Origin of the sequence: Salmonella sp. WC3, from assembly GCF_042932255.1 — a bacterium.
Classification (GTDB): domain Bacteria; phylum Pseudomonadota; class Gammaproteobacteria; order Enterobacterales; family Enterobacteriaceae; genus Salmonella; species Salmonella enterica.
In genome coordinates, this window is record NZ_CP170629.1 from 4,172,689 (window position 1) to 4,184,427 (window position 11,739).

The following is an 11,739-nucleotide window of genomic DNA, read 5'->3' on the forward strand; positions in this document are numbered from 1 at the left end:
GATTGTCAGCAACTGTGCAGTCCAAGAAAATCGACAATCTGGTTGAAATAATCTTCGAAGCCCGTGAATGCGTGATTACCACCCTCGGTCACTGTCTGACGGCAGGAGGCGTAATATGCCACCGCCTGGCGGTAATCCAGCACTTCATCGCCCGTCTGTTGCAGTAGCCAGATCAGGTCCGGCGCTTCCAGCGGGTCAATCTGCATGACTTTAAGATCATAAATATGGCGAGACTCTAGCACATATTGCTGCCCGGTGTAGGGGTTCTCGTTCTGACCGAGATAGTCGGTCAGTAATTCAAAGGGCCGCACGGCGGGATTCACCACCACAGCCGGCAGCATAAAACATTGCGACAGCCAGGTGGCGTAATAACCACCCAGCGACGATCCTACCAGCCCTAATGGCGCACCGCCATGCTCAAGCACGAGAGATTCCAGCAACTCCGCCGCATCGGCAGGATACGGCGGTAGTTGAGGGACGATCATCTCAACATGCGGATGACGCTCCGCCAGCCAGTTTTTTAGCTGGCACGCTTTTGCCGAGCGAGGGGAACTGTTGAATCCGTGCAAATAGAGAAGCGTAGACATCAGTATCCTTCCGAAGCGGTATCGGGTCGGAACCGGGTATCCTGCAGGCGATGCACTTCCGTCTCCAGGACGCCGTTCGCCCGGAGCTCCAGCGTACGCCAGCCCGGCGCGATAGTATCCAGCGTAAAGTTCGCGCAGTGCGGTTTGAACTGTACGCAGGTTGACGGCGACGCCAGCAGACGGCGTCCGTTCCAGTCGAGATCCAGCTCCTGGTGAATATGTCCGCATAACAGATATTTTACACGCGGGAAATTCGCCAGCACGCTATCCAGCTCGCCGGCATTACGCAAGCTGTGCTGATCCAACCAACTGCACCCTGCCGGCAACGGATGGTGGTGCAAAAGGAGCAATGTCTGTCTCTCTGGCGCATCGGCGAGCTTACGCTCAAGCCATTCCAGTTGGAACTCGCTCAGTTCGCCATGCGGGACGCCAAACACCTGGCTATCCAGCAACAAAATCTGCCATTGTTCACCGATTAACACGCGTTTAGCCGGGGAAATCCCCGCCTCTTGCAGCGCGCTGTACATTGCCGGCTGAAAATCATGATTGCCCGGTAGCCAAACGCAAGGCGCGCGAAAGCTTGCGATACCCTCAGCAAAATGCTGATAAGCCGCAGCGGATTGATCCTGCGCCAGATCGCCGGTGGCCACGATCAGATCATATTCATACTGTTGCGCCCGAATAGCCTCCAGCACGGCCTGGTAACTTTCCCAGGTATTGACGCCTAACAGCGTTTCATGCTTTTCGGCAAACAGGTGAGTATCTGTAATTTGTAAAATCCTGACTCGGGCCTCACCAGCCAGAGGTAGGGTTAACAGGCTTTCCAAATGGTGTCCTTAGGTTTCACGACGCTAATAAACCGGAATCGCCATCGCTCCATGTGCTAAACAGAATCGTAGCCAGTCGGCCAGAAACTGATTAATTTGATGCTTTTCGTCGCGTTGATGCAACTTTTTATTTGGATAATCATACCGCGCTTTGAAGCGAAAGATCTGCTGGCTTGAACACACTTCAGCCACCATCGCATCATGGTAGAGGCGCACCGTCAGCGACGGCAGGCTCCAGTAGGTGATGGCTGGCGCCGTTTGCTCGATCGTTACAAGCGTAGTGTATCGGGTCGATTCCACAATCGTTAACCGATATTGTACGTTGCCCACCTGATAGCTCACCGTTTCACCGGGGGCGTCATTGCGCGGCAGCAGGCGGCGCAATTGCGAAAAATTGGTTTCGCACAAACGCATCATTTCTGGGAAGTCAGGTGTATAACGCTTCATTTTTTCCACTCGTTTTTTAACTCTTGATGATGCAACTGAAGCCATTGCAAAGCGATGACTGCGGCTGCGTTGTCGATTTTCCCCTCTTCTACCCACTGGTATGCCTGTTCCCGGCTTACCACATGAACCCGAATATCTTCGTTTTCATCCGCCAGACCATGAATACCTGCCGCGGTCGTGGCGTCCACTTCACCCACCAGAATAGATGAGCGCTCGCTGGTTCCTCCTGGGCTCGCCAGGTAACTGATGACCGGTCGGGTGCGGCCTACGGTCAGCCCCGCTTCTTCCATCGCCTCCCGCCGGGCGACCGCCTCAATGGTTTCGCCTTCTTCTATCATGCCAGCGACCATCTCCAGCAGCCACGGCGTAACGCTTGTGTCATACGCGGCAATACGAATCTGTTCGACCAGCACCACCTCGTCGCGTTCAGGGTCAAAGGGTAGCAAGACGGCGGCGTGCCCGCGCTCAAAAATTTCGCGCTTTACCTCGCCACTCATTTCTCCGTTGAATAAACGATGGCGGAATCGATACACATCCAATGAAAAAAAACCGCGATAGCGCGTTTCCCGTGCAATAATTTCTACATCGCTTTTGGTGAAAGTAACTGGCAAGTTGTCTGATTTACGCATTGTGCTGCCCTGCTAGCAATAATGATTAAATGATGAATTTCAAGGGTGGTTGACTGCTGTTTTATCACCCTTGTGGTAAATTGGTGCCAATTAAGGCTCGTATGGCACGTAACGCCAACTTTTTGCAGTGGCGGATTCTGCTAGAATCAGCAATTATTTTTACAAATTGATCAGCGCTAAATACTGCTTCACAACAAGGAATGCAAATGAAGAAATTGCTCCCCATCCTTATCGGCCTGAGCCTGTCGGGGTTCAGCACACTAAGCCAGGCAGAGAACCTGATGCAAGTTTATCAGCAAGCACGCCTGAGCAACCCGGAATTGCGTAAATCCGCTGCCGATCGCGATGCTGCATTCGAAAAAATTAACGAAGCGCGTAGTCCTTTACTGCCGCAACTGGGTTTAGGTGCCGACTACACCTACAGCAACGGTTATCGCGATGCGAACGGTATCAACTCCAATGAAACCAGCGCTTCCCTGCAATTAACGCAGACGCTATTTGATATGTCGAAATGGCGTGGGCTCACCCTGCAAGAAAAAGCAGCAGGCATTCAGGATGTCACCTATCAGACCGATCAGCAGACGCTGATCCTCAATACCGCGAACGCGTATTTTAAGGTATTGAACGCTATTGATGTGCTTTCCTATACCCAGGCGCAAAAAGAGGCTATCTACCGTCAGTTAGATCAAACGACGCAACGTTTTAACGTGGGTCTGGTCGCCATTACCGACGTGCAAAACGCCCGTGCGCAATATGATACCGTACTGGCGAATGAAGTGACCGCCCGCAACAACCTGGATAACGCGGTAGAAGAGTTGCGCCAGGTGACCGGCAATTATTACCCGGAGCTGGCGTCGCTTAACGTCGAGCATTTTAAAACCGACAAACCCAAAGCTGTTAATGCGCTGCTGAAGGAAGCGGAAAACCGTAACCTGTCGCTGTTGCAGGCGCGTTTAAGTCAGGATCTGGCGCGCGAGCAAATCCGTCAGGCGCAGGATGGCCATCTGCCGACGCTGAATTTAACGGCCTCAACCGGCATTTCTGATACCTCTTATAGCGGTTCTAAAACCAACTCCACCCAGTACGACGATAGCAACATGGGGCAGAATAAAATCGGCCTTAACTTCTCCCTGCCGCTGTATCAAGGTGGAATGGTTAACTCGCAGGTAAAACAGGCGCAGTATAACTTCGTCGGCGCAAGCGAACAGCTGGAAAGCGCGCACCGTAGCGTGGTGCAGACCGTACGTTCTTCCTTTAACAATATTAACGCCTCCATCAGCAGCATCAACGCGTATAAACAGGCAGTCGTTTCCGCGCAAAGTTCTTTGGATGCAATGGAAGCCGGTTACTCGGTCGGTACACGTACCATTGTTGATGTACTGGATGCCACCACCACTCTGTATGATGCCAAGCAGCAACTGGCCAACGCGCGTTATACCTATTTGATTAATCAGTTAAATATCAAATATGCGCTCGGTACGCTGAACGAGCAGGATCTGCTCGCGCTTAACAGTACGTTGGGTAAACCTATCCCGACGTCGCCGGAAAGCGTAGCGCTGGAAACGCCAGATCAGGATGCCGCCGCAGACGGTTATAATGCCCATAGCGCCGCGCCGGCAGTACAGCCGACCGCCGCTCGCGCCAACAGCAATAACGGCAATCCATTCCGGCATTGATAAGTTATTCGCTGGCGCTGCGCTTATCAGACCTGTGCCCTTGTAGGTCTGGTAAGCGCGGCGCTACCTGTCATAAAGCCGCACCTGAACGTAAGACAACGTAAAGATCCTGCTATTCCGCCGCATTCTCGCCTTTTCTCGCTTCAATTTCGACCAGTCATCCTCTATTCTGAACGCATGTTGTATTTACCACTGGGTCCTGGAAGACAAATATGAAACGGACAAAATCCATCCATCACGCATCATTTCGCAAAAGCTGGAGCGCGCGGCATTTAACGCCGGTCGCCCTGGCGGTTACGGCTGTTTTTATGCTGGCTGGCTGTGAAAAAAGCGATGAAACCGTATCGCTGTATCAAAACGCTGATGACTGTTCAGCGGCGAATCCGGGCAAAAGCGCGGAATGTACAACCGCGTATAACAATGCGCTGAAAGAGGCCGAACGTACTGCGCCTAAGTACGCTACACGCGAAGATTGCGTCGCTGAGTTTGGCGAAGGCCAGTGCCAGCAAGCGCCCGCACAGGCTGGCATGGCGCCGGAAAATCAGGCGCAGGCCCAACAATCCAGCGGCAGTTTCTGGATGCCGCTTATGGCAGGTTACATGATGGGGCGTCTGATGGGCGGCGGCGCAGGCTTTGCGCAACAGCCGCTGTTTAGCTCGAAAAACCCGGCCAGCCCTGCATACGGCAAATATACCGATGCGGCAGGTAAAAACTACGGCGCGGCGCAACCGGGCCGGACAATGACCGTACCGAAAACCGCGATGGCGCCGAAACCTGCCACCACAACAACCGTTACCCGCGGCGGTTTTGGCGAATCCGTCGCCAAACAGAGCACCATGCAGCGTAGCGCTGCCGGTACTTCAACACGTTCGATGGGCGGCTGATACGCATGGAAAGAGTCAGTATTACCGAGCGCCCGGACTGGCGCGATAAAGCGACTGAATACGGGTTTAATTTTCACACTATGTATGGTGAACCGTACTGGTGTGAAGACGCTTATTACAAGTTAACGCTCGCCCAGGTGGAAAAACTGGAAGACGTTACCGCCGAGCTGCACCAGATGTGCCTCAAGGTAGTAGAACGCGTCATCGCCAGCGATGAGCTGATGACGAAGTTTCGTATTCCAAAACATACCTGGGGTTTTGTTCGCCAGTCCTGGCAAACGCAACAACCGTCGCTCTATTCCCGCCTCGATTTGGCCTGGGACGGCATCGGCGAGCCTAAGCTGCTCGAAAATAATGCCGACACGCCAACATCGCTGTATGAAGCGGCGTTTTTTCAGTGGATTTGGCTGGAAGATCAGATCAACGCGGGCAATCTGCCGGAAGGCAGCGATCAGTTTAATAGCCTGCAGGAAAAGCTGATTGAACGCTTTGCTGAACTTCGCGAGCAGTACGGTTTTCAGTTGCTGCATCTCACCTGCTGTCGCGATACGGTTGAGGATCGCGGCACCATTCAGTATTTACAGGACTGCGCGGCCGAAGCGGAAATCGCCACCGAATTTCTCTATATCGACGATATTGGTCTGGGGGAAAAAGGCCAATTTACGGATCTGCAGGATCAGGTCATTGCGAACCTGTTCAAGCTCTATCCGTGGGAATTTATGCTGCGCGAGATGTTTTCCACCAAGCTGGAAGATGCCGGCGTGCGCTGGCTGGAACCGGCCTGGAAAAGCATTATCTCCAATAAAGCGTTATTGCCGCTGTTGTGGGAGATGTTCCCGGACCATCCGAATCTGTTGCCTGCGTATTTCGCCGAAGACGAACATCCACAAATGGATAAATATGTCGTGAAACCGATCTTCTCCCGCGAAGGGGCGAACGTATCGATTATTGAGAACGGTAAAACGATCGAATCCGTGGAAGGCCCGTATGGTGAAGAGGGTATGATCGTGCAACAGTTCTATCCGCTGCCAAAATTCGGCGACAGTTACACCCTGATTGGTAGCTGGCTGATTAACGATCAGCCCGCCGGAATTGGTATCCGTGAAGATCGGGCGCAGATCACCCAGGATCTCTCCCGCTTCTATCCGCATATTTTTGTCGAAGGATAGATTCTCCTGTAAGCCCGATGCGCGTAGCGCCATCGGGCAATCATTCAGCGCCTTATCCGGCCTACCCCACCTGCACCGACAACATACTTATACTGCCCATCTCAATACCGTCGACCGGGATGGTGATAGGTTCCTTGCCGTCCCAGGCGCCAAGTACATACAGCAAAGGTAAAAAGTGCTCCGGCGTCGGGTTCGATAAGGCCCCCCCTTCATGTTGCAGATAATTCACCAGCGGGTGCTGTTCTACCGGCCCCTGCCACGTCAGATTGGCTTTCACAAAGTCATTAAATGACGCCGCCCAGGGATACGGTATATTGTCACCGTGCCAACGCACAGTCCGCAGGTTATGAACTACATTCCCGCTGGCCACCAGCATCACGCCTTCGTCACGCAGCGTCGCCAGTTTACGGCCCACCTCAAAATGCCATGCCGCCGGTTTGGTACTATCAACACTAAGCTGCACCATCGGGATATCCGCATTCGGGTACATCTTGATCAATACGCCCCAGGAGCCGTGATCAAATCCCCACGCTTCTTTATCGAGCGCGACGGGAACGGGAGCCAACAGTTCAACCAGACGCTGCGCCAGCGCAGGCGATCCAGGGGCCGGATAATGCGTGTCATACAGCGCCTGCGGAAAACCGCCAAAATCATGGAGAGTTTGCGGCCTTTCCATCGCTGTGACGCCCGTCCCGCGGGTATAATCATTATCGTCCAGCACGTTCATCGGGCTGCCATGCCCCAAAAACAATGCTGGCATACACGTTAAAGACATGATGTTATCCTTACAGGAAAGACATTTTGTTAACATCACCATACGCTTTCTTCACAGAGGAAGAACTCAGATAACTATGATGAAGATCATCAGTTATTTTGAAGGTCAGGTTCGGACGGCAAATTGATAAGGAGTAATGGATGTCAGTACCACTTATTCTGACCTTACTGGCGGGCGCCGCCACCTTTATTGGCGCGTTTCTTGGCGTTCTCGGCCAAAAACCGTCTAACCGCGTGCTGGCTTTTTCGCTGGGCTTCGCCGCAGGGATCATGCTGCTCATCTCGCTGATGGAGATGCTGCCCGCCGCGCTTGATACCGAGGGGATGTCGCCTGTACTGGGCTACGGAATGTTTATTATCGGCCTGTTGGGCTACTTCGGGCTGGACCGCCTGCTTCCTCACGCTCATCCGCAGGATCTGATGCAAAAAAGGCAGCAGCCGCTTCCCGGCTCGATAAAACGCACTGCGATTTTATTGACGCTCGGCATTAGCCTGCATAACTTTCCGGAAGGGATCGCCACCTTTGTCACTGCCAGCAGCAATCTTGAACTGGGTTTCGGCATCGCACTGGCGGTGGCGTTGCACAATATTCCTGAAGGTCTGGCGGTTGCCGGTCCGGTTTATGCCGCGACGGGCTCAAAACGTACCGCGATTTTTTGGGCCGGTATCTCCGGCATGGCGGAAATTCTTGGCGGCGTGCTGGCGTGGCTGATTTTGGGCAGTCTGGTTTCGCCAATCGTTATGGCGGCTATCATGGCGGCAGTCGCCGGTATTATGGTGGCGCTCTCCGTCGATGAACTGATGCCGCTGGCAAAAGAGATCGATCCTAACAATAACCCCAGCTATGGCGTGCTTTGCGGTATGTCCATCATGGGGCTCAGTCTCGTCATTTTGCAGACTATAGGTATCGGTTAAGAGAAACGTCGCGCCGGATGCAGGCCTTTAGCCAGGCAACATCCGGCTTCCCGTCAAGGATATGCGCTATTTCTGCTCATTCATCACGCTGTCGCCTTCGCTCGTCTGGCGAAAACGTTTCGTTCGCGCTTCAAGTAATGCATCTCTGTCTTGCCGAAACGCTCTGCAATAACGCTTCATATGGCAAATATACCCTACTACCACCAGAACGATTAATATTATCCAATACCAGGCAATAAACATCCTTTTTACCCTTAAAATTTAACATCACTAAACATTTAACGTTAAAATTCTACATACCCTTATTTTGACGTATTCATATACTGGCATATTTGTGGAACAAATAAATGATTTTGATCATATAAATCAGTGGTGAAACACAATAATGAAAGAGGTATTAAGCAGAAAACAATGTCGATAAGATCACACTTCGTACTAATTTATATTGTTCTTAAAATATCACACTCCTACTATCGACTCACTCAGGCAATTAAAAAATATTGATACAGAATATACTTTAAAATAAGTAACAGCATCATGACTTATATTTAAAGACCAATCATTTACCTCATTTATTATTCATAAAAACATAGTATATTCAGAAGTATTATATTTAGAAGTTGTATATAAGGAGATATATCCATGTTTGACCAATACCGGAAAACAATACTTGCCGGCGCCGTCGCACTGACATGCGGACTCACCGCAGCCAGTACGTTTGCCGCAGGTTTTCAACCGGCGCAGCCCGCAGGGAAATTAGGCGCAGTCGTTGTCGATCCTTACGGTAATGCCCCTCTCACCGCACTGGTGGAATTAGATAGCCACGTTATTTCAGACGTTAAAGTTACTGTACATGGCAAAGGGGAAAAAGGCGTTCCTGTTACTTATACCGTTGGGAAAGAATCTTTAGAAACCTATGACGGTATTCCTATTTTTGGCCTTTATCAGAAATTTGCCAACAACGTCACGGTAGAATATAAAGAAAACGGCAAAGCCATGAAGGATGACTATGTGGTGCAGACGTCCGCCATCGTCAACCATTATATGGATAACCGTTCTATTTCAGATCTCCAGCAAACGAAAGTTATTAAAGTCGCGCCAGGATTTGAAGATCGCCTTTATCTGGTAAATACCCATACCTTTACGCCGCAGGGCGCTGAATTTCACTGGCACGGCGAAAAAGATAAAAATGCGGGCATTCTTGATGCCGGTCCGGCGGGCGGTGCTTTGCCTTTCGATATCGCCCCTTATACGTTTGTGGTCGACACCCAGGGTGAATACCGCTGGTGGCTGGATCAAGATACCTTCTACGACGGCCACGATATGAATATCAACAAACGCGGCTACCTGATGGGTATTCGTGAAACGCCTCGCGGCACCTTTACCGCGGTGCAGGGCCAACACTGGTACGAGTTTGACATGATGGGGCAAATTCTTGCCGATCATAAACTGCCGCGCGGGTTCCTGGATGCGTCTCATGAATCCATCGAAACCGTGAACGGCACCGTACTGCTGCGCGTCGGCAAACGCGATTACCGCAAAGAAGACGGCATACATGTTCATACTATTCGTGACCAAATCATTGAGGTCGATAAGTCTGGCCGCGTAGTAGACGTTTGGGATTTAACCAAAATCCTCGACCCTATGCGTGATGCGCTGCTCGGCGCGCTGGATGCGGGCGCAGTATGCGTGAACGTCGATCTGGCCCATGCCGGACAGCAGGCGAAACTTGAACCGGATACGCCGTATGGCGATGCGCTTGGCGTTGGTGCCGGTCGTAACTGGGCGCACGTCAACTCTATCGCTTATGACGCGAAAGACGACTCCATCATCCTTTCTTCCCGCCATCAGGGTATTGTAAAAATTGGTCGCGATAAGCAGGTGAAATGGATACTGGCACCGTCTAAAGGCTGGAATAAGCAGCTAGCCAGTAAATTGCTGAAACCGGTAGACGATCATGGTAAGCCGTTGACCTGTGACGAAAACGGCAAGTGTAAGGACACCGATTTCGATTTCACCTATACCCAACATACGGCATGGCTTTCCAGCAAAGGCACGTTAACGGTCTTTGATAACGGCGATGGTCGCGGCCTGGAGCAACCGGCTCTACCGACCATGAAATATTCCCGTTTTGTCGAATATAAGATCGATGAGAAGAAAGGCACCGTACAACAAGTTTGGGAATACGGTAAAGAACGTGGATATGATTTCTATAGTCCTATTACCTCGGTTGTTGAATATCAAAAAGACCGCGACACCATGTTCGGCTTTGGCGGTTCTATTAACCTGTTCGACGTTGGTAAACCAACAGTCGGCAAACTGAATGAGATTGACTATAAAACGAAAGAAGTGAAAGTTGAAATTGATGTGCTGTCGGATAAGCCCAACCAGACTCACTATCGTGCGTTACTGGTTCATCCAACGCAAATGTTTAAATAAATCACGGGAAGGAATTAATATGTCATCTAAATGGATTACCTCTTTATTTAAAAGCGTAGTATTAACCGCGGCATTGGTCACTCCTTTTGCGGCATCGGCTTTTACCGAGGGCACAGATTATATGGTTCTGGAGAAACCGATTCCTAATGCGGATAAAACGCTGATTAAGGTATTTAGCTACGCCTGCCCTTTCTGCTACAAATATGACAAAGCCGTAACAGGTCCGGTTTCTGATAAAGTAGCCGATCTCGTTACGTTCACTCCGTTCCACCTGGAAACAAAAGGCGAATATGGCAAACAGGCCAGCGAAGTATTTGCAGTCCTGATCGCCAAAGATAAAGCTGCCGGGATTTCGTTATTTGATGCTAAATCACAATTCAAAAAAGCGAAGTTCGCCTGGTATGCGGCTTACCATGATAAGAAAGAGCGCTGGTCAGATGGGAAAGATCCGGCGGCATTTATTAAAACCGGGCTGGACGCCGCAGGCATGAGCCAGGCTGATTTTGAAGCGGCGCTGAAAGATCCTGCCGTTCAGGAGACGCTGGAAAAATGGAAAGCCGCCTATGACGTTGCCAAAATTCAGGGTGTTCCGGCTTACGTCGTCAACGGCAAGTACCTTATCTATACCAAAAACATCAAATCCATCGATTCTATGGCTGAACTCGTTCGGGAACTGGCCACTAAAAAATAAGCAGGGAAACGATTATGGATTTTATTAAGGGATTATGGCGAGACCTACGCGCAAGACCAGTAGATACGCTGGTGAGATGGCAGGAACAGCGCTTTCTGTGGCTGTTAATGGACATCGCGATGGGAAGGTTAATTATCCTGGCGCACTCGTTCTTCCAAATCTATCTCTACATGGCGCCGTGCGAACAGTGTGTTTACATTCGTTACGCGATGTTTGTGATGGTAATTGGCGGGGTGATTGCGGCGATAAATCCCAAAAATATCGTGCTGAAGCTGATTGGCTGCATCGCGGCGTTTTATGGCAGCATTATGGGCATTAAGTTTTCTATTAAGCTTAATGGTATCCATCATGCGGTACATAATGCGGACCCCGATTCACTTTTTGGCGTGCAAGGATGTTCGACTGACCCGACCTTTCCTTTCAACTTACCGTTGGCGGAATGGGCACCGGAGTGGTTTAAACCTACCGGAGACTGCGGTTATGACGCGCCTATCGTCCCTGATGGCGTAACGCTCAGTAGCGTACAGCAGTGGTTTGTCGATCTCTACCAGCAGTCCGAAGGCTGGTATCTGCTTCCGCCCTGGCACTTTATGAACATGGCGCAGGCATGTATGTTGGCCTTTGGGTTGTGCCTGATTCTGCTGCTGGTGATGAGCGGCGCCTGGGCATTGAAACTGGCCAGAGGCAAATAACCTGAATAG

13 protein-coding genes are annotated in these 11,739 nt (G+C 51.0%); 7 read left to right on the forward strand and 6 right to left on the reverse strand.

The features are described 5' to 3' along the window. Positions 1 to 5 precede the first annotated feature (5 nt). Genes yqiA through nudF form a run of 4 tightly spaced genes read right to left on the reverse strand, consistent with a single transcriptional unit; the run spans position 6 to position 2,490 of the window. The gene (yqiA, locus tag ACFK9X_RS20395; RefSeq protein WP_000105725.1) at positions 6 to 587 is read right to left on the reverse strand and encodes an esterase YqiA; all 582 of its coding nucleotides are present in this window, start codon (positions 585 to 587) and stop codon (positions 6 to 8) included. Continuing rightward, a complete protein-coding gene (cpdA, locus tag ACFK9X_RS20400) occupies positions 587 to 1,414 on the reverse strand; it encodes a 3',5'-cyclic-AMP phosphodiesterase (protein WP_000444735.1) in 828 nt (275 codons plus the stop codon). The genes yqiA and cpdA overlap by 1 nt, the downstream gene beginning before the upstream one ends. A gap of 24 nt (positions 1,415 to 1,438) precedes the next feature. Further along, entirely contained in the window at positions 1,439 to 1,861 is a 423-nt protein-coding gene (locus tag ACFK9X_RS20405; protein ID WP_000833404.1) for a DUF1249 family protein, read from the reverse strand. After that, positions 1,858 to 2,490, reverse strand: a complete 633-nt coding sequence (gene nudF, locus ACFK9X_RS20410; RefSeq protein ID WP_001231950.1) for an ADP-ribose diphosphatase — start codon at positions 2,488 to 2,490, stop codon at positions 1,858 to 1,860. The genes ACFK9X_RS20405 and nudF overlap by 4 nt, the downstream gene beginning before the upstream one ends. Positions 2,491 to 2,690: 200 nt before the next feature. On the opposite strand from nudF, the gene tolC reads away from it, so the two are divergent. From tolC to ACFK9X_RS20425, 3 genes are all read left to right on the forward strand, one after another. Then, on the forward strand, positions 2,691 to 4,166 hold the full coding sequence (tolC, locus tag ACFK9X_RS20415; RefSeq protein WP_151117541.1) for an outer membrane channel protein TolC: 1,476 nt from the start codon (positions 2,691 to 2,693) through the stop codon (positions 4,164 to 4,166). A 212-nt stretch (positions 4,167 to 4,378) separates the two neighbouring features. Further along, entirely contained in the window at positions 4,379 to 5,050 is a 672-nt protein-coding gene (locus ACFK9X_RS20420) for a DUF1190 family protein (protein WP_000831528.1), read from the forward strand. A 5-nt stretch (positions 5,051 to 5,055) separates the two neighbouring features. Then, a complete protein-coding gene (locus ACFK9X_RS20425) occupies positions 5,056 to 6,219 on the forward strand; it encodes a glutathionylspermidine synthase family protein (RefSeq protein ID WP_151117543.1) in 1,164 nt (387 codons plus the stop codon). 61 nt (positions 6,220 to 6,280) lie between these two features. Here the strand turns inward: ACFK9X_RS20425 and ygiD are convergent, their stop codons facing one another. Beyond that, positions 6,281 to 6,994 carry a 4,5-DOPA dioxygenase extradiol gene (gene ygiD / locus ACFK9X_RS20430; RefSeq protein WP_191964508.1) on the reverse strand — a complete coding sequence of 238 codons (714 nt, stop codon included), beginning with the start codon at positions 6,992 to 6,994 and terminating at the stop codon, positions 6,281 to 6,283. 140 nt (positions 6,995 to 7,134) lie between these two features. On the opposite strand from ygiD, the gene zupT reads away from it, so the two are divergent. Continuing rightward, positions 7,135 to 7,908 (forward strand): zinc transporter ZupT, encoded by a 774-nt coding sequence (zupT, locus tag ACFK9X_RS20435; protein WP_000115871.1) that lies wholly within the window; start codon positions 7,135 to 7,137, stop codon positions 7,906 to 7,908. A gap of 66 nt (positions 7,909 to 7,974) precedes the next feature. Here the strand turns inward: zupT and ACFK9X_RS20440 are convergent, their stop codons facing one another. Beyond that, positions 7,975 to 8,151, reverse strand: a complete 177-nt coding sequence (locus tag ACFK9X_RS20440; protein WP_000469259.1) for a hypothetical protein — start codon at positions 8,149 to 8,151, stop codon at positions 7,975 to 7,977. 399 nt (positions 8,152 to 8,550) lie between these two features. Here ACFK9X_RS20440 and ACFK9X_RS20445 point away from each other — a divergent pair, with 399 nt between their 5' ends. The 3 genes from ACFK9X_RS20445 to dsbI are packed head-to-tail and all read left to right on the forward strand — an operon-like array spanning position 8,551 to position 11,730. Continuing rightward, positions 8,551 to 10,347, forward strand: coding sequence for an aryl-sulfate sulfotransferase (locus ACFK9X_RS20445; RefSeq protein WP_000460265.1), 1,797 nt, complete (start codon positions 8,551 to 8,553; stop codon positions 10,345 to 10,347). Positions 10,348 to 10,366: 19 nt separating this feature from the next. Continuing rightward, positions 10,367 to 11,038, forward strand: a complete 672-nt coding sequence (locus tag ACFK9X_RS20450) for a thiol:disulfide interchange protein DsbA/DsbL (protein WP_000096230.1) — start codon at positions 10,367 to 10,369, stop codon at positions 11,036 to 11,038. Positions 11,039 to 11,052: 14 nt separating this feature from the next. After that, a complete protein-coding gene (dsbI, locus tag ACFK9X_RS20455; protein WP_151117548.1) occupies positions 11,053 to 11,730 on the forward strand; it encodes a protein-disulfide oxidoreductase DsbI in 678 nt (225 codons plus the stop codon). Positions 11,731 to 11,739: the final 9 nt, after the last annotated feature.